Source organism: Mesorhizobium sp. Arg314, from assembly GCF_053714275.1.
This window is the reverse complement of record NZ_JBSKBP010000023.1, coordinates 23,459-47,380: the sequence shown is the minus strand read 5'-3', so window position 1 is coordinate 47,380 and position 23,922 is coordinate 23,459. Positions and strand designations below refer to the sequence as shown.

General features: G+C 64.5%; 27 protein-coding genes. 19 read left to right on the top strand and 8 right to left on the bottom strand.

What is annotated here, in order from left to right:
- Positions 1-206: 206 nt before the first annotated feature.
- From ku to ACWGS9_RS22480, 5 genes are all read left to right on the top strand, one after another.
- A complete protein-coding gene (ku, locus tag ACWGS9_RS22500; protein WP_454507316.1) occupies positions 207-1,115 on the top strand; it encodes a non-homologous end joining protein Ku in 909 nt (302 codons plus the stop codon).
- 17 nt (positions 1,116-1,132) lie between these two features.
- Positions 1,133-2,236: a tetratricopeptide repeat protein gene (locus ACWGS9_RS22495; protein WP_454507360.1), complete on the top strand. Its 1,104-nt coding sequence runs from the start codon at positions 1,133-1,135 to the stop codon at positions 2,234-2,236.
- Positions 2,237-2,445: 209 nt separating this feature from the next.
- Positions 2,446-3,096, top strand: coding sequence for an alpha/beta hydrolase family protein (locus tag ACWGS9_RS22490; protein WP_454507315.1), 651 nt, complete (start codon positions 2,446-2,448; stop codon positions 3,094-3,096).
- Between the two features lie 167 nt (positions 3,097-3,263).
- A complete protein-coding gene (xth, locus tag ACWGS9_RS22485; protein WP_454507314.1) occupies positions 3,264-4,037 on the top strand; it encodes an exodeoxyribonuclease III in 774 nt (257 codons plus the stop codon).
- A 265-nt stretch (positions 4,038-4,302) separates the two neighbouring features.
- Positions 4,303-5,493 carry a hypothetical protein gene (locus tag ACWGS9_RS22480; RefSeq protein WP_454507313.1) on the top strand — a complete coding sequence of 397 codons (1,191 nt, stop codon included), beginning with the start codon at positions 4,303-4,305 and terminating at the stop codon, positions 5,491-5,493.
- 163 nt (positions 5,494-5,656) lie between these two features.
- Here the strand turns inward: ACWGS9_RS22480 and ACWGS9_RS22475 are convergent, their stop codons facing one another.
- Positions 5,657-5,746 carry a putative RiPP precursor gene (locus ACWGS9_RS22475; RefSeq protein WP_454507312.1) on the bottom strand — a complete coding sequence of 30 codons (90 nt, stop codon included), beginning with the start codon at positions 5,744-5,746 and terminating at the stop codon, positions 5,657-5,659.
- A 356-nt stretch (positions 5,747-6,102) separates the two neighbouring features.
- Between ACWGS9_RS22475 and ACWGS9_RS22470 the strand changes: the two genes are divergently transcribed.
- The 4 genes from ACWGS9_RS22470 to ACWGS9_RS22455 all read left to right on the top strand — a co-directional run bounded on the left by ACWGS9_RS22470 (position 6,103) and on the right by ACWGS9_RS22455 (position 9,844).
- Complete coding sequence (locus tag ACWGS9_RS22470; RefSeq protein ID WP_454507311.1) at positions 6,103-8,106, top strand: amidase; 2,004 nt, start codon at positions 6,103-6,105, stop codon at positions 8,104-8,106.
- A gap of 149 nt (positions 8,107-8,255) precedes the next feature.
- Complete coding sequence (locus tag ACWGS9_RS22465) at positions 8,256-9,032, top strand: hypothetical protein (protein WP_454507310.1); 777 nt, start codon at positions 8,256-8,258, stop codon at positions 9,030-9,032.
- A gap of 201 nt (positions 9,033-9,233) precedes the next feature.
- Positions 9,234-9,566, top strand: a complete 333-nt coding sequence (locus ACWGS9_RS22460; protein WP_454507309.1) for a hypothetical protein — start codon at positions 9,234-9,236, stop codon at positions 9,564-9,566.
- A 131-nt stretch (positions 9,567-9,697) separates the two neighbouring features.
- The gene (locus ACWGS9_RS22455; protein ID WP_454507308.1) at positions 9,698-9,844 is read left to right on the top strand and encodes a hypothetical protein; all 147 of its coding nucleotides are present in this window, start codon (positions 9,698-9,700) and stop codon (positions 9,842-9,844) included.
- Between the two features lie 9 nt (positions 9,845-9,853).
- On the opposite strand, the gene ACWGS9_RS22450 is transcribed toward ACWGS9_RS22455, so the two are convergent.
- Complete coding sequence (locus ACWGS9_RS22450) at positions 9,854-10,381, bottom strand: hypothetical protein (protein WP_454507307.1); 528 nt, start codon at positions 10,379-10,381, stop codon at positions 9,854-9,856.
- A 139-nt stretch (positions 10,382-10,520) separates the two neighbouring features.
- Between ACWGS9_RS22450 and ACWGS9_RS22445 the strand changes: the two genes are divergently transcribed.
- From ACWGS9_RS22445 to ACWGS9_RS22420, 6 genes are all read left to right on the top strand, one after another.
- Positions 10,521-11,069 carry an isochorismatase family protein gene (locus ACWGS9_RS22445; RefSeq protein WP_454507306.1) on the top strand — a complete coding sequence of 183 codons (549 nt, stop codon included), beginning with the start codon at positions 10,521-10,523 and terminating at the stop codon, positions 11,067-11,069.
- A 261-nt stretch (positions 11,070-11,330) separates the two neighbouring features.
- Positions 11,331-11,786, top strand: coding sequence for a GFA family protein (locus tag ACWGS9_RS22440; protein WP_454507305.1), 456 nt, complete (start codon positions 11,331-11,333; stop codon positions 11,784-11,786).
- 462 nt (positions 11,787-12,248) lie between these two features.
- A complete protein-coding gene (locus ACWGS9_RS22435; RefSeq protein WP_454507304.1) occupies positions 12,249-13,445 on the top strand; it encodes an amidohydrolase family protein in 1,197 nt (398 codons plus the stop codon).
- Between the two features lie 101 nt (positions 13,446-13,546).
- The gene (locus tag ACWGS9_RS22430) at positions 13,547-13,729 is read left to right on the top strand and encodes a DUF2934 domain-containing protein (protein WP_320216258.1); all 183 of its coding nucleotides are present in this window, start codon (positions 13,547-13,549) and stop codon (positions 13,727-13,729) included.
- A 90-nt stretch (positions 13,730-13,819) separates the two neighbouring features.
- Positions 13,820-15,133, top strand: coding sequence for a mechanosensitive ion channel family protein (locus tag ACWGS9_RS22425; protein ID WP_454507303.1), 1,314 nt, complete (start codon positions 13,820-13,822; stop codon positions 15,131-15,133).
- A gap of 190 nt (positions 15,134-15,323) precedes the next feature.
- Positions 15,324-15,479: a DUF1127 domain-containing protein gene (locus ACWGS9_RS22420; RefSeq protein ID WP_454507302.1), complete on the top strand. Its 156-nt coding sequence runs from the start codon at positions 15,324-15,326 to the stop codon at positions 15,477-15,479.
- Positions 15,480-15,589: 110 nt separating this feature from the next.
- Here the strand turns inward: ACWGS9_RS22420 and ACWGS9_RS22415 are convergent, their stop codons facing one another.
- From ACWGS9_RS22415 to ACWGS9_RS22400, 4 genes are all read right to left on the bottom strand, one after another.
- Positions 15,590-15,886: an antibiotic biosynthesis monooxygenase gene (locus ACWGS9_RS22415; protein WP_320216255.1), complete on the bottom strand. Its 297-nt coding sequence runs from the start codon at positions 15,884-15,886 to the stop codon at positions 15,590-15,592.
- Positions 15,887-15,898: 12 nt separating this feature from the next.
- Positions 15,899-16,213 (bottom strand): GYD domain-containing protein, encoded by a 315-nt coding sequence (locus tag ACWGS9_RS22410; protein WP_454507301.1) that lies wholly within the window; start codon positions 16,211-16,213, stop codon positions 15,899-15,901.
- 236 nt (positions 16,214-16,449) lie between these two features.
- Positions 16,450-17,190 (bottom strand): sulfotransferase family protein, encoded by a 741-nt coding sequence (locus tag ACWGS9_RS22405; protein ID WP_454507300.1) that lies wholly within the window; start codon positions 17,188-17,190, stop codon positions 16,450-16,452.
- Positions 17,191-17,368: 178 nt separating this feature from the next.
- A complete protein-coding gene (locus ACWGS9_RS22400; protein WP_454507299.1) occupies positions 17,369-17,557 on the bottom strand; it encodes a hypothetical protein in 189 nt (62 codons plus the stop codon).
- A 385-nt stretch (positions 17,558-17,942) separates the two neighbouring features.
- On the opposite strand from ACWGS9_RS22400, the gene ACWGS9_RS22395 reads away from it, so the two are divergent.
- Both ACWGS9_RS22395 and ACWGS9_RS22390 read left to right on the top strand, forming a co-directional pair.
- Entirely contained in the window at positions 17,943-19,112 is a 1,170-nt protein-coding gene (locus ACWGS9_RS22395; protein WP_454507359.1) for an aminotransferase-like domain-containing protein, read from the top strand.
- Between the two features lie 180 nt (positions 19,113-19,292).
- A complete protein-coding gene (locus ACWGS9_RS22390) occupies positions 19,293-19,838 on the top strand; it encodes a YbhB/YbcL family Raf kinase inhibitor-like protein (protein ID WP_454507298.1) in 546 nt (181 codons plus the stop codon).
- Between the two features lie 327 nt (positions 19,839-20,165).
- Here ACWGS9_RS22390 and yghU read toward each other — a convergent pair whose 3' ends face one another.
- A complete protein-coding gene (gene yghU / locus ACWGS9_RS22385) occupies positions 20,166-21,035 on the bottom strand; it encodes a glutathione-dependent disulfide-bond oxidoreductase (protein ID WP_454507297.1) in 870 nt (289 codons plus the stop codon).
- A gap of 227 nt (positions 21,036-21,262) precedes the next feature.
- On the opposite strand from yghU, the gene ACWGS9_RS22380 reads away from it, so the two are divergent.
- Positions 21,263-22,165, top strand: coding sequence for a S1C family serine protease (locus tag ACWGS9_RS22380; RefSeq protein WP_320216251.1), 903 nt, complete (start codon positions 21,263-21,265; stop codon positions 22,163-22,165).
- Between the two features lie 13 nt (positions 22,166-22,178).
- Positions 22,179-23,135: a LysR family transcriptional regulator gene (locus ACWGS9_RS22375; RefSeq protein ID WP_454507296.1), complete on the top strand. Its 957-nt coding sequence runs from the start codon at positions 22,179-22,181 to the stop codon at positions 23,133-23,135.
- Here the strand turns inward: ACWGS9_RS22375 and ACWGS9_RS22370 are convergent.
- The gene (locus tag ACWGS9_RS22370) at positions 23,086-23,808 is read right to left on the bottom strand and encodes an SDR family oxidoreductase (RefSeq protein WP_454507295.1); all 723 of its coding nucleotides are present in this window, start codon (positions 23,806-23,808) and stop codon (positions 23,086-23,088) included. The two genes, ACWGS9_RS22375 and ACWGS9_RS22370, sit on opposite strands and share 50 nt — an antisense overlap.
- Between the last annotated feature and the right edge of the window lie 114 nt (positions 23,809-23,922).

The following is a 23,922-nucleotide window of genomic DNA, read 5'->3' as shown; positions in this document are numbered from 1 at the left end:
AAGGTGAGGGGTCGGTGTAGGATTTCCACGGCGCCAATCGTCCTTTGGACGAAGCGCTGAAGAGAGCATGATCCCAAAAGTGGGAACCGGTTTTGGAGAAGATCATGCTCAAGCTAACGAGCATGGTCCCAAAAAGTGGGAACCGGTTTTTGGACAAGACCATGCTCCACCATAAATGTCAGCGCATGGCCGCGTAGGAGTTCATCATGGCGCCCAGGGCAAGTTGGAAAGGTTACCTCAAGCTCAGCCTCGTCAGCTGTCCGGTCCGGCTCTATCCGGCCACCAGCGCGAGCGAGCGTATTTCGTTCAATCAGCTGCACAAGAAGACCCACAACCGCATCAACATGAAGCCGGTCGATCCCGAGCTTGGCCTGGTCGAGCGCTCGGACCTGGTGCGCGGCTACGAGTATGAGGACAAGCAGTACATCATCATCGATGACGCCGACCTCGATGCGGTCAGGATCGAGTCCAACCACACGATGAACATCGAGGCCTTCGTCGACGAGGGTGAGGTCGATGTCATCTACCAGGACGCGCCCTATTATCTGGCGCCCGACGGCGCCATGGCGGAGGAAACCTTCGCGGTGCTGCGCGAAGCCATGCGCAAGTCCGGCAAGGTTGCCATTGCGCGCCTGGTGCTGTCCAGCCGCGAGCGTGTCGTGACGATCGGGGCGCGCGAGAACGGCATGTTCGTCTGCACGTTGAGGAATCCCAACGAAGTGCGCGGCACCAATGAATATTTCGGCAACATCCCGGATGCCAAGCCCGACGCGGAAATGCTGCAGCTGGCCGAGGCGCTGATCAAGCAGAAGGAAACCCACTTCGATCCGAAGAACTACGAGGATCGTTACGAGGTGGCGCTGATGGCGATGATCCGCGAGAAGCTGAAGGGCCACAAGCCGATCATCGCGGCCGCGCCCGAGCGCGGCAACGTCATCAACCTGATGGACGCGCTGAAGGCGAGCCTCTCGCAGCAGGCGAAGCCTCCGGCCAAGTCGAAGAGCAAGGCCGAGGAAGCGCCAGCCAAGCCCGCCAGGAAGGCGGCTGCCGGCGGCGCGCCTGAGAACCCGCTGAAGGCGAACCTGTTGAAGGCCGTCGGCAAGAGCAAGAAGTGACGGGAAATGCAGGGTCAGTGATCGTTCCCGGCGCCGTCTTCGGCGTCGTCGGCGCGCTGGCCGCCTTTCCGCTGCGCCTGGCGGCGCGGGAGGTCGAGCGCCGCCATGCGGAGCTGAGGCGCGGCGTCACCCGCCGCACCACTGATGTCGTGTTCGGCCGCGCGCTTCTCGCCAAGGCCGGAATGACGAGAGCCGGCGATGCCGATATCGAGCGTTGCGCGAAGGCTGAGCGCGAAGCCGGTCGCGCGCTGATCAGCGAGAATGGTTTCCTGCGGCTGCTCGGGCTGATGAAGGCGCCGGACGCCTCCTCGCTCTCCAGGCAGTCGCTCATCGACCAATCGCGGCTAGCCGGTGCCGATCTCGACATGCTGTCGCTGTTCGACGCCTTCGAGCATGACGGCGAACCCTATTCCTTCCGCGACCTGATCCTGGCGCGCAAATATGCCGGGCTGATCGCCAGTGGCGCCTCCTGGGGCGCAATCGCGCGTTCCGTGCACCGCTCCGGCCCGGTCGCCTCGCTCACCGCCAAGTCGCTCAACCTCGGCTCGCAGCGCGGCCGCCCCGATGCGATTTATCTCGACGAAGGCCGGAGCGAGCTCGACGGCCAATTGCTGTTCGACCTCGGCTCCCCGGAAGACGACACGCTGGAGGAGCTGTTCGCCGAGGCGGAGATGGCGGAAGAGGAGGGGCGCCACGACGATGCGGCCGCGCTCTACCAGCGCTGCCTGGCGATCGACCCGAAAGACGCCATCGCAGCCTTCAACCGCGCCAACTGCCTGCGTGGCGCCGGCCGCGTGGCGGAGGCAGCGCACGACTACGCGCGTGCGATAAAACTCGATCCGGGCTTCGTCGAAGCCTGGTTCAACCTCGCCGGGCTGATGAGTGACGAGGGCAAGGTTGCCTCGGCGCGGCGGCATCTGCAGAAGGCAATCGCGCTCGACAAGACCTATGCCGACCCGGTGTTCAACCTCGCGCGGCTGGAATTCGATGCGGGCAATCTTGCCGAGGCGCGCCGGCTGTGGGTGCGCTACCTGGAGCTCGACGCGAAGTCCGAATGGGCGCGGACTGCGCAAAAGGGGATACAGTTCGTGGATTTGCATATGGCGCGCACGGCGGGGTGAGCGCCTAGCCTTCTCCCCTTGTGGGAGAAGGTGGATCGGCGCATAGCGCCGAGACGGATGAGGGGTGTTGGAAGGAATGAGGCGCTGGTGACCTTGTCGCTAGTAAGGATATCGATGGACGTGTCCGCCAAGCTGGAGCACCCCTCATCCGTCCGAGCTTCGCTCGGCCACCTTCTCCCACAAGGGGAGAAGGAGAGGTTGGAGCACCCATGACCCACTTCCTCTTCGACGGCCATGACACCGCCCCCGTCACCATCCTGCTCGCCCACGGCGCCGGCGCGTCAATGGACTCGCCCTCGATGACCGCCACTGCCAAGGCACTCGCAGCGGCCGGCTTCCAAGTCGCGCGTTTCGAGTTCCACTACATGGCGGCGCGCCGCTACGGTCACCGCAAGCCGCCGCCGCGCGCCGAGACTGTGAACCCGGAATACATCAAGGCGATCGCCGATCTGCGCGCCAAGGGCGTGGCCGGCAAGCTGATCATCGGCGGCAAGTCGATGGGCGGCCGCGTCGCCTCGATGGTCGCCGACGAGATGTTTGAAAAAGGCGAGATCGCCGGTCTGGTTTGCCTCGGCTATCCGTTCCATCCGCCGGGCAAGCCCGAGCAGTTGCGGACGAAGCATCTCATTGATTTGAAGACCCCGGCGCTGATCTTCCAGGGCACGCGCGACGAGTTCGGCACAAGGGATGAAGTCGCGAACTACGGCCTTTCCAATGCCATCGAGGTGATCTGGCTCGAGGATGGCGACCACGATTTGAAGCCGCGCAAGGCGATCTCGGGCTTTTCGACGGCGGATCATCTGAAGACGGTGGCGGAGACGATCGACGCTAAATTCGCGCCCTCGAGCTCGTCATCCTAGGGCGAAGCAAGGAGCGAAGCGACGCGCGCAGACCCTAGGATCCATGCCGTTACATACGAGCGTTGCGGCGTCTCAGAATCCTGCATCGCCGAACCCCACGGCGACCGTCACGGCATGGATCCTCGGGTCAAGCCCGAGGATGACGAAGCGAGGCGCGTCTTCGGCAAATGAAGCTCGCCACCTTCAACATCAACAACATCAACAGCCGGCTGGAAAACCTGCTCGCCTGGCTCGCCAGGGCAAAGCCCGATGTTGTCTGCCTGCAGGAACTCAAGTCCCGCGACACGCAGTTTCCGCTGACCAGACTTGCGAACGCAGGCTATGGCGCGGTGTGGAAGGGCGAGCCTACCTGGAACGGCGTCGCCATACTGGCTCGCGGCGCCGAACCCGTCCTGACCAGAGATGCACTGCCCGGCGACGATGCCGACCGCCAGGCGCGCTACATCGAGGCGGCGGTCGACGGCGTGGTCATCGCCTGCCTCTACGCGCCGAACGGCAACCCGCGGCCGGGGCCGAAATTCGACTATAAGCTCGCCTGGCACGAGCGCTTCGCCGCGCATGCCGGTGATCTCCTCGACACCGGCCTGCCGGTGGTGCTCGCCGGCGACTTCAACATCGTGCCCGAACCGCGCGACATCTATGAGACCCGCTCCTATGACGACAACGCGCTGGTGCAACCGCAAAGCCGCGCCGCCTTCGCCGCGCTAATCGACCAGGGCTGGACCGACGCGCTGCGCAAGGTCTTCCCCAAGGAGGGGAAGCTTTACACCTTCTGGGACTACCGCCGGAACCGCTGGCTGCGCGACGCGGGATTGCGGCTCGACCACATATTGCTGTCGAAGAAGCTGGCGCGAAAACTGAAAGCGGCGGGCATCGACCGCGAGGTGCGGGGAGGGGACAACCCCAGCGACCACGCGCCGGTCTGGGCGGAATTGGGGTGAGGAGGGGCGCGGCGTGTCTTAAGCACCTCAATCGGCTTGACCGAGTTCCCGCCCACCCCCCCTCTGTCCTGCCGGACATCTCCCCCGCAAGGGGAGATGTCCGGCAGGACAGAGGGGGGGGTGCTGTCCCGCCGCCATCGCCCGCTTCTCGCCAACTGCAGCTGTGCAGGAAAGATGACGCAGGCTAGGTTGAAAATATATTCAAGGGGGACCAACATCATGCTCGTGATCTTGAACGCATGTCTCCATCCATCGCCTCCCCGCCATGGCTGACACTGCCCTCGTCGTCCTCATCTCGACCCTCGTCCTTGCCGGCGCGATCGCCCTGATCGCGATCGCGCTGCGGCGGGGCCGCAAGCGCCGCAAGGCGCGCGGCAACCCCAATCCGGCCGGCGACTATGCGCAGCGCGTCACTTGGGGCCCGACATCCGGCAAGCTCAACTTCTCGTCCTTCGTCTACATGGATGTCGACGACGACGGCACCTATGGCGTGGCCGACCGGCCGATGGCGGGCGTTATGGTGCGGCTCTATGACGAGCGCGGCGCGTTCCTTGCCGCCGCGCGCAGCAACGGCGCCGGCTTCGCCAATTTCGCGATGTCGGCCAAGCGCCGCAGCGCGGTGATCCAGCGGCCCGGGGTCTATCGTTTCGCGGTCTCGGTGCCGCCCGGCTGGCGCGCCAGCAGCGCCAATGCGGACCAGCCGGTGCGGCTGCTGGAAGCGCCGGGCTCCATGGTTGGCCTCGCCGGCGAGGGCCTGCCGAAGCCGGTCGGTCTGGCGCCGCGGCGGACGGTTAGCGGCAGCACGCCGGCCGGGACGGGCGCCACGCTGTCGGTCATGGGCAAGGGCCAGTTGCTCGAGAGCCGCGCCCTGCCCGCGGACGCCGCCTTCCGCCTCCCGCTGGGCATCGATGCCGATGAAATCGTCATTGCCGGTTCCGGGCTCGACCGGCGACTCAAGCTATCGGCCTATCCGGTCGATCTCGGCCGGTTGTCGCCCGGTGCGCCGGCGCCCGAGGCAACGCTCACCGTCATCGGTTTCGACGACATAACCCCGCGCGGCCTGTGCAAGGTGCCGTCAGGCCATGCCGGGCTCGACTGGCGCAATCTCAACGCCATGTCGCGCGACCACACGCCAAACAGCGAGGGCTATGTCAACGGCAACGTGTCGGGCGCCTACATCGCCTATACCAGCAGCGGCCATCCGGCCGAGTTCGGCCGCGCCGCGCCCTTCGGCTTCCATTCGGTGATGCTGACCGCGGCCTGGCTTACGTCGGAAGGCGAGGTCGCGCTGGTCGAAAGTTGGCTGGGGGAGGAACTGATCGCCAGGAATGAGATCGTGCTGTCGGCGCTGGCGCCGGTCCACCATGCGCCGATGCTCAAGGCGGTGACACGCGTGCGTATCTCCACCAGGCACCACTGGCAGGCCGTGCTGGATGATCTCGTGGTGGCGCTCTGATGTCGCCGGAGCGTACCGGCGGGACAAGGCCTGAAGGCCACCGGCAGACACAGCGGCTGGCCACGTAACCATCAGGAATGTTGGTCAAAGTCCAAGAGCTGAATCACAAGATAATCCCGGCCGTGGCGGGGATTATTGAGAGATCAATTTTTGGGTAGCCCTATCAGGCGCCGTTGACAAGCGAAGCAGTCGCCACAACCGTCGAAAGCTGGCCCTTGCGTACGAAAACCGGCTTTTCGTAAGTCTTCTTCATGTAATTGCCCTCGTAAAACATTGGCGGATAATCTCATATGAGCGGTTTCTGTCAAGCAAACGGCCGAGCAGGCCGTGCCTTTGCGGGGGCGCCGGAAGGCGGGCGGGACAGCACCCCCCTCTGGCCTGCCGGCCATCTCCCCCCTCTGGCCTGCCGGCCATCTCCCCCTCGAGGGCCCCAAGGGGGAGATCAGCAGCTTCCGTGCGCCGCCATGCCCTGCGAGGCCGACAATTGGCGAAAGCGTTCGCGACATCAATCTCCCCCCTTGCGGGGGAGATGCCCGGCAGGGCAGAGGGGGGGTGTGACGGAACGCGGCCTTGGGTCGATACAGCCGATCACGGGCGCAAGGACGAATCATGCCCTCTCTCCACCTCGTCGAAGCCTCGATCGCCGACCTGCGCCGCGCGCTGGCAGACGGCACCGTCACCAGCGTCGAGCTGGTCGGCGCGTATCTCAGGCGCATTGCGCATTACGATCGCCACGGCATCGCGCTCAACGCCGTGCCCATCCTCAATCCGAACAGTTTCGAGGAGGCCGAGGCCTCCGACCGTCGTCGTCGCGAGGGCAGGGTCCTCGGGCCGCTCGACGGCATCCCCTACACCGCCAAGGACAGCTACAAGGCGAAGGGCCTGACGGTGGCGGCCGGCTCGCCGGCCTTCGAGCGTCTTGTTGCCGCCGAGGATGCTTTCACCATCGCCCGGCTGCGCGCCGCGGGCACGGTGCTGATCGGCCTCACCAACATGCCGCCGATGGCCAATGGCGGCATGCAGCGCGGCGTCTACGGCCGTGCCGAGAGCCCTTACAACAGGGATTTCCTCACCGCCGCCTTCGCCTCCGGCTCATCCAACGGTTCGGGCACGGCGACTGCCGCGTCGTTCGCCGCCTTCGGCTTGGGCGAAGAAACCTGGTCGTCCGGGCGCGCGCCGGCCTCCAACAATGCTTTGGTCGCCTACACGCCCTCGCGCGGCGTGATCTCGGTGCGTGGCAACTGGCCGCTGGTGCCGACCATGGATGTGGTGGTGCCGCATACACGCACCGTTCCCGACATGCTGGAGCTGCTCGAAATCATCGTCGCCGACGATGTCGAGACGCGCGGCGATTTCTGGCGCGTGCAGCCCTGGGTGGATATCCCTAGAGCCTCGGCGCTGCGGCCGGCGAGCTATACGGCGCTTGCCGTGCAAGGCGCGCTCAAGGGCAAACGCCTCGGCGTGCCGAAAATGTATATCGGCAAGGATGATGGCGCGGAGCGCCCGATCGAGACCCGCGCCTCGGTGCTGGAGCTGTGGCGGCAGGCGGCGCGCGATATGGAAGCGCTCGGCGCCGAGGTGGTCGAGGTCGATTTCCCTGTCGTCTCCAACTATGAGCGCGCCCGTCCGGGCGCGCTGTCGATGGTCGACCGCGGGCTGGTGCCGGTGGAATTCGCCGGGTGCGAGATCTGGGAGCTGTCCATCTGGTCGTGGGACGATTTCCTGCGCGCCAATGCCGATCCGGCTATCCCCGATCTTGCGTCGGTCGACGGCAACAAGATTTTCCCGCAGCCGCCCGGCACGCTGCCCGACCGTTATGGGGACGCCGATTTCGATCTGGGGCAATATGTGGAGCGGGCAAAGAAAGGCGTGGCGCCGCTCGCGGACATTCCGACCATAGAGGCGGGACTGAAGGGCCTGGAGGCAACGCGCCGCGTCGATTTCGAGGACTGGCTCGATGCCAACCGCCTCGATGCCGTGGTGCTGCCGGCTGTCGCCGATGTCGGCCCGGCCGATGCCGACATCAACGAGGCCTCGGCCGCGCTTGCCTGGCGCAACGGCACCTGGGTCGCCAACGGCAATCTCGTCTGGCGCCATCTTGGCATCCCGACGGTGACGGTGCCGATGGGCACCATGGCCGACATCGGCATGCCGGTCGGATTGACCTTCGCCGGTAAGGCCTATGACGACGCGGCGCTGTTGGCGATTGCCGGCGATTACGAACGCGCCACGCAACGCCGCACCGTCCCGCCGCGCACGCCGGCGCTGGCCGATGATGTGTTCGAGGGCAGGGGCGTGGCGGCAGGCGATGCGCCGCTTACGCTTGCGCTCACCGGACAGACGACGCATTTCGGCGACACCGACGAGATCGCGATCATGCTGGAAGTGGGCGCGGACGAGCCGGCCGCCGTCAAGGTTCACGTCAATGGCGAGCCCGTCCTGATGCAAGCGAGCGGTAACCGATACACCGGCCGGGTGGTCGTGCCGGCCTCGACGCACCAGGGCCTCCACAGCGTCTGGCGCGGCGCCTACGGCTCGATCGTCACGGCCATCGCGCGGTTGCCCGATGGGCGCTGCAAGGGAACCTTCATAATCACCGGCGGGATCGGGTGACAGGCCACGGCCGATCTGGCAGAGTGACCATACGAGGCCGGGCTGGTCTGTACCTGTTTACCGCTCGGGAGGGGTCATTGCACGTTGGCGGGTCAGTCCGTTTTTTGGCTGGACTTCGGTTTAAGCTGATCCGCGCGGTCGTGGCATTGATGGGACTTGCCCTGCTGGTGGAGGGCTGCGCCAACCCCAAGATCATCGAAAGCGCCGTGCCGCAGGCTGCCAAGCCGAAAGCCGCCGCACCCAAGCCTGACAAACTGGCGGCTGCCTCACCAACTGCTCCACCGGCGGCGGCGCCCGTTGTCGCATCCGAGAAGTCCTGCACCGCGCAATGGAAATCCCATGGGCACACTACCCAGCCGGAGGCGCAGGCCTTCGCGAAAAACTGCCTTGCGGGGCAGGGCGCGGTGGCAAAGATGGTCGACCACAAGACCGTGACGCGCAAGCTGGCATACCTGATCGATGCCGAAAAGCCGCTGAGCGGTCTCGAGCCTTCCGATATAGGGGTTTTCTGCCCGGGCTATCTGCGCCAGGACCGCAGCGGCCGTGCCGTGTTCTGGCGCACGCTGCTCGCCGACCTGGTCAGCGCGGAATCCGTCAACAACAGCGCGGCCGCCTATTGGGAAGCGGACCAGGATCAGTATTCGATCGGCCTGCTGCAATTGTCGCTGTCGGACGAGCAGAGATACCATTGCGGCTTCAAGTCGGAGGTCGACATCACCGACCCCGACCGCAACCTTGCCTGCGGCGTCAAGGTCGTGACGATGCTGGTCGGCGCCGACGGCGCGCTCGGCGGCGATGCGGGCAATGAAATGAAGGGCATCGGCGCCTACTGGCAGAATTTGCGCCGGCCTTCGGAAATGCGCGGCAGGCTGATCGCCGCCACCCGCGCGATCCCGCAATGCCTGGCCGATCCGAGGAATGCGTAAGCGGGAACGCCGCAGCCCAACACTCCGACCACCTTGACCATGCTTAATCCCGAGCTAACCAGGGAGCGATAGACTGCCGGCATGAATTGGTGGATCGGATCGTGCTGGATGCTTGGCAGCCTCGGTTCTGCGGCGCTCGACTATTGAATCCAAAAACTTGCTGCCAGACCGTGGCTCGCAGACTGGCCGTGGCGTCTGGCGATGTACCTTGTGCTTGGCGGCCTCGTCGCGATGGTAGGATACGTGCCTGTCTTCGTTTACCGCTTCGCGCAGGCGGTCATCGGCCTCTATAATCATCCGCCAACCGCAAGGATGTTGCTGGCGCTTTTCCCTTTGGCGGTTGCCAGCATTGTCGCCGTTTTAGCCTTCAGGAGAGTTGCCTGGATAGGCGGCGGATATTGCAGTCAGCTTCACCGTGGTCATTCGCTGGCAGTCGTCTGGCGGATTGTCGCTGCGCTTTCGTTGCTGGCCGTTGCAATGGCTGCTCTTGGCGTAGGTGTCCTTGGCAATTTGTATCTTTTGCAGGATCACTAGCGGGGTGATCGGCGCGGCGCAGTATCTCCCCGTAGGCGCCGCGCTACTCTAGCCAGTCCACCACGAGCGCCACCACCCCGAACGCCCTGCCCGCCGCGCACACCGCGTTCCAGCCGCCCCAGGCCCAGGCGATGCCGGCCAGCAGCGAGCCGATCGCTCCGCAGGTACGCTGCTGGCTCTTGCACCGTCCGCCGGCCGGAAGGCTGGCGCGCCCGATCGCGGTCTTTCGCGATGCGCTGGCGCAAGCGCTGAAGGGGCCGATGCCGCCGATGTCGTAGGGCGGGGCCTTATCTTTCCCCTGACCGTGGAAAAAGCGATTTCAACATCTTGGCAAAGCTAAGTGTTAGAGACTGCCAGAGGGAGTGGACTGAGCCGTCCTTTGAGTTCGCTACCTCCGGGTCTTGCGATCGGGGCAGGGAGGCGAGCCACGAATCCCAAAACTTCTGCTGCATGTGGACGAACACGGGCGTCACATCATAGCCTTCGTCAAATATATTGACTAAGTCGCTCTTCTTAGGATGTTCCCCGGTTTTCACCTTGCAGACCACCAATCCACGACTCATCTCTGTCACGGTGCCTTCAGGGAAAACATTGTAACTAGCGCCATAACAAAAGGGCAGTATCCCTTCCACTTCGAGCTGCTTGCGGATTTGGCATAGGGCTTCGAAATAGTCGTCTTCTTCTGCCTCGATGACCTTGTTCCGATAACTGCAGGTGAGCCTGCACCTTGTTCCCATGTCGTGCAGCGCAAACACCGCTTGCTCGTCACCGCCAGTGCCTCCGCCGATCAGATGCACCGTGTATTGTTCATTCATTGTCACCCCCCAATCCCTCGACCTACCTTAGTTGTAGCATTTTGTGATTTCAACTGGGGGTTGTTTCTCCTGACTGAGGAAGACGCTTGCCGGCTGTTCCCGTTCTTGACCCATCCCCCACCCACGCTATCTTCGCGCCATGCCGGACATCACCCCATCCCCCGCCGCGCCGCTCATCGTCATCGACCTGCAGACCGGCATGTTCGACGGCCGCTTCGATCCGCCGATCCACGACGCCGACGCCATCGCCGAACGCACGCGCAGGCTGATCGACTGGGCGCGGCATTCCGGCCGCAAGGTGGCGTTCATCCGCCATGACGGGCCGGAGGGCGACCCGCTGGCGCCGGGCGCTTCCGGCTGGCCGGTATGGCCGCCGCTCGGCCAGGCCGCCGACGAGCCGACCTTCGGCAAGAAGGTCGGTAATGCATTCTCCAACCCCGACCTGGCCGAATGGGTGGCGGGGCAGGGCGCCGGCGACGTCGTGCTCATCGGCGCCCAGACCGATTTCTGCGTCGCCGCCACAGTGAAGGGCGCCTTTGCCGAAGGCCTCGGCGTCACCGTGGTCTCCGACGCGCATTCGACGCTGGATTCGCTGGAGGAAAAGGCGCCCGACATCATCGCCCGCCACAACGAGGCATTCGCGGCGCAGGGCGTGCGGATGACCACGACGGCGGAGCTGGTTGGCTGAACGCTTTCTTCCTTCTCCCCTTGTGGGAGAAGGTGGATCGGCGCGTATCGCCGAGACGGATGAGGGGTGTTCCAGCGGAGTGAGACGCTGGCGTTCCCTGGAGCACCCCTCATCCGTCGCCTTCGGCGACGGTGCCCGGCCCTTCGCATTGCTCAGGGCGTTCGAAGCTCGAAAAGCCAAGCAATTGGCCTTTCGTCCGCTGCGCAGACCACTTCTCACCCCACAAGGGGAGAAGGGAAAACCCAACCCAAGGAGCCGATCTTGCCCACCGTCACTCTTCCCGCCGAAGGTGGCTGCCGCTGCGGCCGCGTGCGCCTCAAGATTTCGGCAAGCCCCTTGCTCACCATGGCCTGCCATTGCACCGGCTGCCAGCGGATGTCGTCCAGCGCCTATTCACTGAGCGCGGCGATCCCTTCGGAAGGTTTCGAGGTGACCGGGGGCGAGCCGGTGATCGGCGGCCTGCACGGCGCCTCGAAACATTATTTCTGCGGCTATTGCATGACCTGGATGTTCACGCGGCCGGAAGGGATCGACTGGTTCGTCAATCTGCGCCCGACCATGCTCGACGACCATGCCTGGTTCACGCCCTTCATCGAGACCTGGACGGCTGAGAAATTGCCTTGGGCGGCGACATCGGCCGTGCACAGCTACGCGGCGCTGCCCGCCTTTGAGGAATATGAGCCGCTGGTCGCGGAATACGCCGCGGCGCAGGGGTAAAAAACGGCGACCCTGGGCCAAGGTCGCCATTGGCATTTCCGTTCATGGTCGACGCGTCCGTTGGGGGCGCATTGTTGGGGATGTGCTTGGGCGTCCGCGTCGACCACGGCGGCCTCATACCGCAGACTTCACCATGCCATATTTGCCGCCCGCTGAAACTTCCGCGAAAACGGTATATTGCGGGCTCTTTCCTTCACCCCTTGCGGGAGAAGGTGGCCGAGCGAAGCTCGGTCGGATGAGGGGTGTTCCAGCTTGGCAACGCCGCTTGCCCAGATGTGACCGCACGGGTTCACTGGCGCCTCATTCCTTCCAACACCGCTCATCCGTCTCGGCGCTGCGCGCCGATCCACCTTCTCCCACAAGTGGAGAAGGGAAAGGCGAGACACTTTCTCCCTCGATCCGCATTGACCTCGTCCGCTCGACCGGCAACGACTGACGCTTGCCTTTTCAACGGATTGCATCGTGAACCAGACTCATTTTCTCAACGCCAGACTTGCCGACGGCACGGTCGCTGACCTCACCGTCGCCGGCGGCCGCTTCAGTGCCGTCACTCCGGCCACCAATGCCGCCACGCCGCCGGCCGGCGCTATCGACCTCGCCGGCGAGCTCGTGTTGCCGGCCTTCGTCGAGGGCCATATCCACCTCGACACCTCCTTCTATGGCGATGCCTGGCGTCCGCACATTCCCTGCACCAACGGTTTTGATGTGCGCGAGCGCGTCGCTTTCCAGATGCGCAACCTCGAGCGGGCCGCGCCGATGGAAGAGCGCGCGAAATGCCAGCTCGAGCTCTGCGTCGGCCATGGCAGCCTCGCCATGCGCAGCCATGTCATGGTCGATACCGCGGTCGGGCTGAAGCATGTCGAGACGATCCTCGCCGTACGGGAAAAGCATCGCGATCTGATCGACATCCAGCTCGTCGCCTTTCCGCAAGGCGGCATCCTGTCCTCGCCCGGCACCGCGGAGTTGCTCGACGAAGCGCTGAAGCTCGGCTGCGACCTGATCGGCGGACTCGACCCGGCGAGCTTCGACCGCGATGTGAAGGGACACCTTGATGTGGTCTTCGGCCTTGCCGAAAAGCGCGGCGTCGGCGTCGACATTCATCTGCATGACGGCGGCACGCTCGGCCTGTTCGAGATCGAGGAGATAGTCGCCCGGACCACGGCATTGAGTATGCAGGGAAAAGTCGCTGTCAGCCACGCCTACGCGCTGGGCGACATTTCCGCCGACGCGCTGGCCAGGGCTGGCGAGAGGATCGCCGCCGCCGGCGTCGCCATCATGACCAACGCGCCCGGCGATCATCCTTTCCCGCCGGTGGCGGCGCTGCGCAAGGCGGGCGTCACAGTCTTCGCCGGCTCCGACAACATCCGCGATTCCTGGTGGCCCTATGGCGATGGCGACATGCTGAACCGCGCCAACATGATCGGCTACCGCTCCGGCTTCTACGAGGATCGGGAGCTGGAAGCCGCCTACGACGTGGTGAGCCATGCCGGCGCGAAGGCGCTGGGCTTGGAAGGCTACGGCATTGCGGTAGGCGCCAAGGCCGACTTTGTCGCGCTCAAAGCCGAGCATGTTCCGCAAGCCGTGGTGGCGGTGCCGAAGGAACGCACAGTTTATCGGGCGGGCACCGCCATTGCCAGGGATGGCGCGATGATCGGGTGAGGCGGGTCGCGCCGAGAAAATTGGCCACCGCCGGGCCTTCGCATGGATCGTTTCGCTGGCGCCGGCGTTCCTTCTGGTGGAACAGAGATCGGGAGGTTTCCATGGCTGACCAGAGCAGGGAAGACCGTATCCGCCAGCGTGCCTATGAGCTTTGGGAAAAGGAAGGAAAACCCGAGGGCGCCGACTTGCGCTTTTGGGAACAGGCGATGGACGAGATCGACGCAGAGGATCAACGCAAGGGTTCGTCGGACAAACGCCGACGCGCCGGCTCGGGCGGCGCATAGCCGCCGGATCGCCATGAATGCGTGGCCTTGAAACGGGCCGTGGAAAAGCGGGTTCAAATTCTTTAGCCCGTTCATGATGGGCGTGTGGCAATGGATGTTCGCGACGCCATGAGCCGAGCGCTGGTCTGGTCCAGCGGATGGATCGACTATGCCGCCACGCCGTGGCTCCTCTATCAGCTCGCCATTATCCTCACGCTGTTCGTCGCGGCCAAGCTCGCTGGCCGGCGCGTCGAGCCGCTCATCGAGGACCAGGCTCGCCAGATCAAGGGGCACCCTGGACTGCTGCGGGTCGTGATCGCCCTGTTGCGGCGGACCGACTGGATTCTCTTCGCCCTGTTCCTGCTTGCCGCGCTCAATTTCATGCGCGCTTTCGTGTGGCCAAGCCACCTCTACCTCCTCCATGTTGTGCTTTCTCTGTCGCTTGCCTGGCTTGTCGCGTCGGTGCTGTCGCGCGTCCTCCACAATCGCCTCGCCGCTCGTCTGCTCGGCTGGCTGATCTGGATCTACGCGGCGCTTGTCATCCTGGGCATCAGTGACGAGACCGCGGCCTTCCTGGACAGCCTGGCAACCCCTTTGGGTGCGGTCCGATTTTCGGCTCTGATGTTGCTCAAGGCGGCGGTGCTGCTGGTCGCCACGGTCTGGCTTGCGGTGGTCATCGGCAACTATGTTGACGAGCGCGTCCGCATCTCCGAGGACCTGACACCCTCGATCCGCGTCCTCGTAGGCAAGGTGGCAAAGATCGGCCTCGTGCTGGTTGCCGGCGCTGTCGTCCTCTCCGCCGTCGGCGTCGACCTGACGGCGCTGACGGTTTTCTCCGGAGCGATTGGCGTCGGTCTCGCCTTCGGGCTGCAAAAGGTCGTTTCGAACTTCGTCTCCGGCATCATCATCCTGCTCGACAAGTCGATCAAACCGGGCGACACCATCTCGCTCGAAGGCACATTCGGCTGGATACGTGAATTGCGGGGGCGCTTCGTCTCGGTGGTCACGCGCGATGGCCGCGAATATCTCATCCCGAACGAAGACTTCATCACCCAAAGGGTCATCAACTGGTCGTTCAGCGACAATCTCGTGCGGCTCGACGTGGACTTTGGCGTCTCCTATGACGCCGACCCGCATAAGGTCAGCGAACTGGCGATAGAGGCCGCGATCAGCGTCGGCCGGGTCGAAGCCGACCGGCGGCCGGTCTGCTGGCTGACGGGGTTCGGCGACTCCTCGCTCAACTTCGTCCTGCGCTTCTGGATCCGCGATCCGCAGCAGGGCCTGACCAATGTGCGCGGCAAGGTGCTGCTGGCGCTGTGGGATACGTTCAAAAAGAACGGCATAGGCATCCCCTATCCGCACCGCGAGGTCATCGTGAGGGAGGCAGGGCCGACCGGGCTGAAAGGCAACTGGGCGGCACGTTGAAACGGCGGCGGGATCGCGGCCACGCGCCTGTAAATCCCATAAAATAGTTTGCATGCATATGTTTCAAGTCGCTCCGGCTTCGTGAAACATTTCACCGTTCGCGCGCAATCCACCGGTTACAGACGCATCGCAAAAGCGGAGTCGGGAAGAAGCGGCACCGGTTCTCCGCCGCTTATTTTGAGGGGTTTTCATGTTCAAAAGTCTCAACCGAATCCGCGCCGCATTCGCGCAGGCCAGCAAGCGCCGGCGCACGACGCGCGAGCTCAACGAGCTGCCTCCGGAGATCCGCAAGGACATCGGCTGGCCGCGGGCCCCTCAGGACGACGAGATCCGGTTGCCGTTCTGAGGCGAACGCGGAGGCGCCACACCAGCGCCGGCGGCATGTCGCGGAGCTTCATGCCAACGGCGCTGGCCGGGCGCGCAAGGCGGCCCGGCCAGCGCCAAACGGCGGCGCCTTCAGCCTATTTCGGCAACGACTGTCCCCGACACCGGATCCGTCACACCGAGATCGCCGCCGAGATCTTCAAGCATCTCGCGAAACGTGTCGAGAACGCCGATCATCATCGGGCGCGCCGCGGCGAGACTGTCCATGTCGTTCCATTCGCCGACCATGCAGAATGTGCGCTCGCCGGTCTTGATAAGGGCGCCCTTGCGAAAGCCCTTGGCGTTCAGCGAGATCTTCTCATGTGCCTCGACGAAGGCCTTTTCCTTGCCTGGCTTGGTGCGAAAGCGGACTACGTTGTAGGCAGTCATGGCGCCCTCCTGTCAGCCGGCAGGTTTGTAGGCGCCGGCGGCCTTGTTGGCGGCCGCGATCACTGACTTCATGTCGAGCTCTTCCAGAACGACGAGATCGCTCACCGAACCGCTTGCCCGCACCGCGAGCGTCATGCCCATCCCGGCAATCTGGTCCGGCACCTCGCCATTGACGATGACGTCATAGATGCCGCGCGTAAACATCAGGTTGCTCATCTTGCCGCCTACACTTTCAAAGAGCGCCTTGATTGCGGCTTCCCGGTTCGATCCTTGCATCAGTCCTTTGGCGGCATGGGGTTCGTAAGTCGCCAGTATGGTAACCTTCATGGGATCCTCCTCCACATATCACGACCGCCGGCTGCTTGAGCAGCGCGGATCTGCTGGCTTTCTCTGACATTTGACCTGGTCTGCGGACCGCCTGGGCACTACGGCAAGCGGGCGGTTCAACCGGAGCATGGCTTCGGCTTCCTACAATATGCGCCTATTCTAATATAACGACAATCCCGCCATGCGCCGGAGCACCGGGGCCTTGCCGATTTATCGACCGTCGCGAGTGGCTGTCGTTACCCCAGCCACCACCATAGTCCGCCGAGCGCCAGCGCGATCGCGGCCGCCACGCCGGCCAGCATCAGATAGGATCCCATGATCATGCCGTTGATGATCTTCTTGATGCTGGCGCGGTCGTTGAGGTTGGGGAAGGGCTCGTTGGGCAGCGCGACGCCGAGGAAATCGCAGAGCGGCGCCCAGCCGTCGCTGACCTTGAACACAAGCAGCTTCTCGGGCGGCACCGCCGCCTTCACCTCGTCGATATAGGAATTGTAGCGTGCCACCGCCTTGTCGCGGTCGTTCATCACGCCCTTCAACGTTCGGCCCCAGACCAGCTTGCGCGACATGTCGCCGAACTTGCGGCCAAACGGCGTCAGCCATTCCAGCACCCTGAACTGCCAGACATTTTCGGTGAAGTAGATCGTGTCGATGGTGCTGTCATACCAGGCTTCGGCGCCGCGCGGATGCAGCGTCAGAAGCACCTTGGCTTCCGGATAGGCGGCCATCAACTCACGCCACACGCAGCAGCCCGGATTGTCGACGGTCGCCCGGTAATTGGCGAAGACCCGGTTCCAGTCCTGCTGCATGCCGGGCGGGCTGTTCGCCACCTTGCGCCAGAAATCGAGATGACCCTTGTTGGCCTTGTTGATGATGACTTCCTGCATGTGGTAGCTCGGAAATCCGAGCCTGTTCAGCGCGGCGAAAGTCGACCATGTGCCGGTGCGGCCGAACCCGGCGCCGATCAGTTCGAGCGTCACTGCCCCCTCCCATGTTCCGGGCCAATATTCTTCTTCTGGCCGGTCTTCTGGAATGAGGTTGCATCCGCTCGCGCTTTCGCGCAACGGAATTCCATTCGCAGTCGCTAAAATGTTTGAATTGGCCGGCTGGCCAGGGTGGCGGTCCCCTTCTCGTCCGCCACCCACGATCGGAGCTATGTCAGGCGTGGCCGGCCAACGCGTTCAACTTCGCGCAGAATTCGGCATGCGGCTTGCTCATTGCCGCGTCCTGGCATTCCTTCATCATCGCCGCCTGGTCCTTCTTCGACATCTTGGCCCAGACCTTCTTCATGTCGGCATCAGACTTCATCGTCTTCATGGTCTTGTCGGTGAAGAAAGGAGCCATCATCTTCGGCTCGTCGAGTATGCCGGGCGAATGCCGTGCCGGCGATGACCGACGCGGTCAATAGGCTCACAAATGCCGTCTTGGTTTTCATGGCTTTTGTTCTCCCATCTTTGCAGCCCCGGGTTGGAGCCAGCTTCATCAGTACCACCGACGGTGATTGAGTTAGAGAATTCTGATATTTGTGAGCGGTCACGTTTCGGTGAGCGGCGACCGATAGTCGACGATCCGACCGAGGGCTGGATTGGCCTGTGCGCGTTTTCGCGGCTGGGCTATTCAACTTTGCCAAAAAGCCTGATAATAGGTCAGTAAAGTTGACCTAAATGCCGATTTGCCGCTCGGGAGGCGCGCCTTGACCCTGTTGAACCTTCTGGCCTCGCGCTCCTCGCGCATGAAGGCTTCGGAAATCCGCGAGCTGTTGAAACTGCTCGACCAGCCGGACATCATCTCCTTCGCCGGCGGCATCCCCGACCCGTCGCTGTTTCCGGCTGAGGCCATCGGCGATGCCTACCAGGCCGTGCTCGGCGGCGCCGAGGCGGGTGCTGCGTTGCAGTACCAGGTCAGCGAGGGTTTCCTGCCGCTGCGCAAATGGCTGGCCGGACAGATGGGCAAGCTCGGCGTTCAATGCGACGAGGGCAACATCTTCATCACCTCCGGCTCGCAGCAGGCGCTCGACTATCTCGGCAAGCTCTTTTTGTCCCCCGGCGACACTGCGCTCGTGACATGGCCGACCTATCTCGGCGCGCTGCAGGCCTTCAACGCCTACGAGCCGCGCTATGACCGGCTCAACACCGCCGGCGGCAACATGACGCCGGAAGCCTATCGCGCCGCTGCCGCCGCTAATGGCGGCCGGGTGAAATTCGCCTATCTGGTGCCGGACTTCGCCAACCCGACCGGCAACACGCTTGACGCCAGGCAGCGCGAGGCGGTGCTCGACCTTGCCGGCGAGCTCGACATCGCCGTCATCGAGGACGCGGCCTATCGGGCGCTGCGTTATGATGGCGAGGGCGTGCCGCCGATCTTGGCGCTCGACTGCGCCCGCTCCGGCGGCATCGACAAGGCGCGCACGCTCTATTGCGGGTCCTTCTCGAAAATCCTGTCGCCCGGCATGCGCGTCGGCTGGGTCTGCGCGCCGCGCCATGTCGTGGAAAAGCTGGTGCTGATGAAGCAGGCGTCCGACCTGCACAGCCCGTCGATCAACCAGATGGTCATGCACCGCGTCGCCGAAACCATCTTCGACGCCCAGGTGGAAAAGCTGATCGGCGCCTACCGCAAGCGCCGCGACGCGTTGCTCGGCGCGCTCGAAGCCGACATGCCCGACGGCATTTCCTGGAACCGCCCGGACGGCGGTATGTTCGTCTGGCTGACGCTGCCGGAAGGCGCCGACGCAACCGAGCTGCTGGCGCGTTCGGTGAAGGAGGCGCGCGTCGCCTTCGTCCCGGGCAACGCGTTTTACGCCGACGGCACCGGCCGCAACACGCTGCGCATGTCGTTCACGCTCGCCGACGACCGCGCCGTGAATGAAGGTGTGCCGAGGCTGGCGAAATTGCTGCGGGGATAGCAACAACTGCTGATCTCCCCCTTGTGGGGAAGATCAGATGCCGCCGCCGCCTTCGCCAATCTCCAGCGCCCCCGACGGCCTCCACCGGCGGGGCTTTCTCGTTGTCCGAGCAGGCCAGCACGTCGCTTGCCCTTTTTCGGGCTGCTTTTGCGCTACGCTGCGTTGTTCAGGGAGGATAGGATGAGTTTGCGCCTCGGCTTCACCATGCTTGCCCTCGTCGCCTTCGCCACCCAGGCGCAGGCCTTCGAAATTTCCAGCCCGTCGGTCTCCGACGGCAAATGGGATGCGAAATATCTCGGCGACAAGGCCGGCTGCGGCGGACAGAGCGTCTCGATCGCGCTAGTCTGGAAGGATCCGCCGGCCGGCACCAAAAGCTACGCTCTGACCATGTTCGACACCGACGCCAATGGCGGCAAGGGGTTCTGGCACTGGCTTGCCTGGAACATCCCGGCGAGCGCCAAGGGTCTGCGTGAAGGCGCCGGCGCGCAGGGCGGCAAGCGCATGCCCAAGGGGTCGGTGCTGGGCGAGGGCGGCGTCGGCCGCGCAGGCTATTTCGGCCCGTGCCCGCCGCCGGGCAGCGGCCAGCATCACTATGTCTTCACGCTCTATGCGCTCAGCGAAAAGACCCTGCGCATACCGGCCAGCCCGTTGCCCGAGATGGTCTCCGTCGCCGCCAAGAGCTCGGCGCTCGGCGAGGCGACGGTGACGTATACGTATGGGAGGTAGCGGCGGCTATTCTTCCCGTTGTGACGGAGATGCCCGGCAGAGCCGAGGCGGGCTCTGTGAAGGAAGCGGCCCTTCGCTTTCGTCATCGTAGGGCGGAGCAAGGAGCGAAGCGACGCGCGCAGACCCTAGGATCCATGCCGTGACCCTAAGGCGTTGAAACGGTTAATAATTCTGCTCCGTTGCGCCCTTCGGCGCGCGTCACGGCATGGATCCTCGGGTCAAGCCCGAGGACGACGAAGTGTCAGCGGGACCGGAGGACTAAGCGCCGAAGGCGGGCGGGAGGCGCTGGCCTGCCGGCCATCTCACCCTCGAGGGGAGATCAGCAGTTCACTCCGCCGCCTGCAGCTTATCCTGCGTCTTCGTCTCGAAATCGCTGGCGTCGTGGCGCTCACGCAGCTGGAAGGCCGGATCGCCGGACATGCGGTTGACCATGCGTCCGCGACTTACCGCCGGCCTCGCGTCGATCGCGTCGGCCCACCGCTGCACGTTCTTGTATTCATGCACCGAGAGGAACCGTGCGGCGTCGTTGTAGCTACGGCCCTTGGCGAGCCCGCCATACCATGGCCACACCGCCATGTCGGCGATCGTGTAGTCCGGTCCTGCGAGATATTCGCTCTCCGCCAGCCGGCGGTCGAGCACGTCCATCTGCCGCTTGGTCTCCATGGCGAAGCGATCGATGGCATATTCGATCTTTTCCGGCGCATAGGCATAGAAATGGCCGAAGCCGCCGCCGAGATAGGGCGCCGAACCCATCTGCCAGAACAGCCATGAGAAAGTCTCTGCCCGCGCCGCACGATCGGTGGGCAGGAATTCGCCGAATTTTTCGGCGAGATAGGTAAGGATCGAGCCGGATTCGAACACGCGCACCGGCTTCGGCTCGCTGCGGTCCATCAGCGCCGGGATCTTCGAGTTCGGGTTGACCTCGACGAAGCCCGAGCCGAACTGGTCGCCATCGCCGATCTTGATCAGCCAGGCGTCGTATTCGGCGCCCTTGTGGCCAAGCGCCAGCAACTCCTCCAGCATGATCGTCACTTTCTGGCCGTTGGGCGTGGCCAGCGAATAGAGCTGCAGCGGATGCTTGCCGACCGGCAGCTTCTTGTCATGCGTGGGACCCGCGATCGGCCGGTTGATCGAAGCGAACTCGCCGCCATTCGGCTTGTTCCAGGTCCAGACTTTCGGCGGGATGTATTGGTTCATCGTTGGGGGGCCCTGCAGGGTTGGGTGAACAGCGGAGACGGCCGGTTGCCGGTAAAATTAGGTACGGCGGCGCGCAGGTCAAAGAAAAAAGTTCAATTTCTGTTGAACTAGTGCTTGGGCCAGTGCGCCGCTTCCCTTCTCCCCCAAGCGGAGAAGGGCAATCCGCCCTTGCACCACGCTCCTTTGGCCATACTTATAGAAAAACACCCGCTATGCAGGATGGATCGATGACCATCGAGAAAATTTCGCGCTCCGTCGTTGCCGTGCGCGCCACGGTTCCGGACGACGCTTTCACCGCCAATGCGCTGGGCACGCGCCGCGAAGGCAGCGGCGTGGTGATCCGCGACAACGGCTTGGTGCTCACCATCGGCTATCTCATCACCGAGGCCGAGGAAGTGTGGCTGACCGACCAGGACGGGCGCGTGGTCGCGGCACACGCGTTGGCCTATGACCAGGAGACCGGTTTCGGCCTGGTGCAGGCGCTTTCGCCGCTCAATCTGCCAGCAGTCCAACTCGGCAATGCCGGCAAGGCCAATATCGGCGACGCCGTGACGCTCGCCGACGGCATCGGCCAGCAGGTCGACGCCCACATCGTCACCAAGCAGGAATTCGCCGGCTACTGGGAATATCTGATCGACGAGGCGATCTTCATTGCTCCCGCGCATCCGTCCTGGGGCGGGGCGGGCCTGTTCGACCGCGACGGCAAGCTGCTCGGAGTCGGCTCGCTGCGCCTGCAGATGAGCCGCGCCGGCGAGGTGGCCGACATCAACATGGTCGTACCGATCGATCTCTTGCGGCCGATCCTCGACGATCTCATCAAGCGCGGCCAGGCGGCCAAGGCGCCGCGTCCGTGGCTCGGAGCCTTCTCGGCCGAGTCGAACGGCATGGTGGTGGTGATGAGCGTGGCGGAAGGTGGTCCCGCGGCAGAGGCGGGCCTGCGCCAGGGCGACATCATTTCCGATGTGCGCGACGGCGAAGTCGACGGTCTGGCCGATTTCTACCGCAAGCTCTGGCAGAACCCGGCCGGCGCCGAGATTCCGCTGCGAGTGGTGCGCGACGGCCGCGAGACCTGGCTGCGCGTCAAATCCGCCGACCGCAATTCCTTCCTGAAGAAACCGCAGCTGCAGTAGCCTTGAGGCGCCGATGCATCCCAGGCTGCTGAAGACCTTTCTGGCGGTCGTGCGAACGCGCAACGTCACTCGCGCGGCGCAAGAGGTCAATCTTGCCCAGTCGAGCGTCAGCGACCAGATCCAGATGCTGGAGGCCGAGCTTGGCACCAGCCTCTTCACCCGCTCGCGGCAGGGGCTCGATCTGACGCTGGCGGGCGAGGCGCTGAAACCCTATGCCGAGGAACTGCTCGCCCTCGCCGACGACGCGAGGGCCGCCGTCGATGCCATCAGGGCCGAGACGGCAGGCAGCCTGGCGATCGGCGCGCTGGAGACGATTGCCTCGGCAAGGCTTGCCGGCTGGCTAGGGGGGTTCCGCGCCGCTCACGCCGGCATCGACATCAAGCTCAGGATCGCCGGCAGCGGCGAGTTGCTGCGCAGGCTGGGTGAGGGCGAGATCGACGTCGCCTTCTGCTTCGCGCGTTCTCGTGAGCTTGATCTCGATGCCGGCGCGCTCGACCAGCGCCTTGCCAGGCGCGTCGTTGCGGTCGAACCATTGGCGCTGATCGCTCCGCCCGGCGACAACCGGGCGGATGTCGATCTGGCGACGCTGGCCGAAAAGCACTTCGTCGCCACCGAGACCGGCTGCGTCTATCGCGGCATGGTCGACGAGGCGTTTGCCGAGGCAGGTCTCGGCAAACCCAGCCTCGCCGCCGAAGCCGGCAGCATCGACGCCATAGCCGGGCTGGTGGCGGCCGGCGCCGGCTTCGGCCTCGTACCGCGGCTGGCGGTCGCCGCCGCGATCGATCGCGGCGAGGTGGCCGAGCTTGCCTGGCCCGGGCCGGTCCGCTCTGCCGACGTGGTGATGACCTGGCGGCGCCGCCGCATCCAGCCACCGGCGTTGAAGGCGCTGCTTGTTGCTGCCGATGAGGCCTTCGCGCCGGTCAGACCAGCCGGTGCCCGCCCTCGACATGCAGCGTCTCTCCCGTCGTAAAGCCGTTGCCGATCAGGAAGCGAATTGCATCGGCGATATCCTCCGGCTGTCCGACTCGTCCCGCCGGCAGGCGTTTCGCCATCGCGGCAAGCGTCTCGTCCTTTTTCTCGCCCGCGACGAACGCCCAGATCGGCGTGTCGACCCAGCCGGGCGACACGGCGTTGACGCGGACCGGCGCCAACTCGACGGCCAGCGCCCGCACCAGCCCTTCCAGCGCCGCGTTGACGGCCGCGACCACCGAGCCACGCGCCGCCGGCCGATGGGCCGCGATGCCGGATACGAAAGTCAACGAACCTGTCGTCGGCAGTTTCGGCGCGCCGTGCTTGGCAAGCAGCAGCGGCCCGTAGAACTTGCTTTCCACCACCCGCTGCGCGGCCGAAAGCTCGATCTCCGGTAACAGCCGGTAGGCGCCTTCGATCGCGGCGGCGGTGCTGACGATATGGTCGAGTCGGCCGATGCGCCCGAAAAGTGCCGCGACCTCATCCTCGCGGCTGATGTCGACCACCGCCGTTTCGAGCGTGCCCGGCCGGCCGAGCTCGTCGCGCGCCGCGCTCAGCTTCGCTTCGCCACGCCCGGCGATGATGACGTTCGCGCCTTCCTCAAGGCAGCGCCCGGCGAGCGCCAGCCCCATGCCCGAACTGCCGCCGACGATCAGGATTTTTTCCATGTCCATGCCTTTCCTTTGCATGGACGGGACTTGGCAGGCTGGCGCGGGAAGCGGAAACGGAAGAAACCGATAGTGGTATCGGAGGGTCCGATGGTAGATCAGCGACCGCCCACCTTTCGT

Bases quoted from the DNA above. Each gene is read 5' to 3' on its own strand.
- ku (WP_454507316.1), top strand. From the start codon at position 207: ATGGCGCCCAGGGCAAGTTGGAAAGGTTACCTCAAGCTCAGCCTCGTC.
- ACWGS9_RS22490 (WP_454507315.1), top strand. From the start codon at position 2,446: ATGACCCACTTCCTCTTCGACGGCCATGACACCGCCCCCGTCACCATC.
- xth (WP_454507314.1), top strand. From the start codon at position 3,264: ATGAAGCTCGCCACCTTCAACATCAACAACATCAACAGCCGGCTGGAA.
- ACWGS9_RS22480 (WP_454507313.1), top strand. From the start codon at position 4,303: ATGGCTGACACTGCCCTCGTCGTCCTCATCTCGACCCTCGTCCTTGCC.
- ACWGS9_RS22475 (WP_454507312.1), bottom strand. From the start codon at position 5,746: ATGAAGAAGACTTACGAAAAGCCGGTTTTCGTACGCAAGGGCCAGCTT.
- ACWGS9_RS22470 (WP_454507311.1), top strand. From the start codon at position 6,103: ATGCCCTCTCTCCACCTCGTCGAAGCCTCGATCGCCGACCTGCGCCGC.
- ACWGS9_RS22465 (WP_454507310.1), top strand. From the start codon at position 8,256: ATGGGACTTGCCCTGCTGGTGGAGGGCTGCGCCAACCCCAAGATCATC.
- ACWGS9_RS22460 (WP_454507309.1), top strand. From the start codon at position 9,234: ATGTACCTTGTGCTTGGCGGCCTCGTCGCGATGGTAGGATACGTGCCT.
- ACWGS9_RS22455 (WP_454507308.1), top strand. From the start codon at position 9,698: ATGCCGGCCAGCAGCGAGCCGATCGCTCCGCAGGTACGCTGCTGGCTC.
- ACWGS9_RS22450 (WP_454507307.1), bottom strand. From the start codon at position 10,381: ATGAATGAACAATACACGGTGCATCTGATCGGCGGAGGCACTGGCGGT.
- ACWGS9_RS22445 (WP_454507306.1), top strand. From the start codon at position 10,521: ATGCCGGACATCACCCCATCCCCCGCCGCGCCGCTCATCGTCATCGAC.
- ACWGS9_RS22430 (WP_320216258.1), top strand. From the start codon at position 13,547: ATGGCTGACCAGAGCAGGGAAGACCGTATCCGCCAGCGTGCCTATGAG.
- ACWGS9_RS22425 (WP_454507303.1), top strand. From the start codon at position 13,820: ATGGATGTTCGCGACGCCATGAGCCGAGCGCTGGTCTGGTCCAGCGGA.
- ACWGS9_RS22420 (WP_454507302.1), top strand. From the start codon at position 15,324: ATGTTCAAAAGTCTCAACCGAATCCGCGCCGCATTCGCGCAGGCCAGC.
- ACWGS9_RS22415 (WP_320216255.1), bottom strand. From the start codon at position 15,886: ATGACTGCCTACAACGTAGTCCGCTTTCGCACCAAGCCAGGCAAGGAA.
- ACWGS9_RS22410 (WP_454507301.1), bottom strand. From the start codon at position 16,213: ATGAAGGTTACCATACTGGCGACTTACGAACCCCATGCCGCCAAAGGA.
- ACWGS9_RS22400 (WP_454507299.1), bottom strand. From the start codon at position 17,557: ATGATGGCTCCTTTCTTCACCGACAAGACCATGAAGACGATGAAGTCT.
- ACWGS9_RS22395 (WP_454507359.1), top strand. From the start codon at position 17,943: ATGAAGGCTTCGGAAATCCGCGAGCTGTTGAAACTGCTCGACCAGCCG.
- ACWGS9_RS22390 (WP_454507298.1), top strand. From the start codon at position 19,293: ATGAGTTTGCGCCTCGGCTTCACCATGCTTGCCCTCGTCGCCTTCGCC.
- yghU (WP_454507297.1), bottom strand. From the start codon at position 21,035: ATGAACCAATACATCCCGCCGAAAGTCTGGACCTGGAACAAGCCGAAT.
- ACWGS9_RS22380 (WP_320216251.1), top strand. From the start codon at position 21,263: ATGACCATCGAGAAAATTTCGCGCTCCGTCGTTGCCGTGCGCGCCACG.
- ACWGS9_RS22375 (WP_454507296.1), top strand. From the start codon at position 22,179: ATGCATCCCAGGCTGCTGAAGACCTTTCTGGCGGTCGTGCGAACGCGC.
- ACWGS9_RS22370 (WP_454507295.1), bottom strand. From the start codon at position 23,808: ATGGACATGGAAAAAATCCTGATCGTCGGCGGCAGTTCGGGCATGGGG.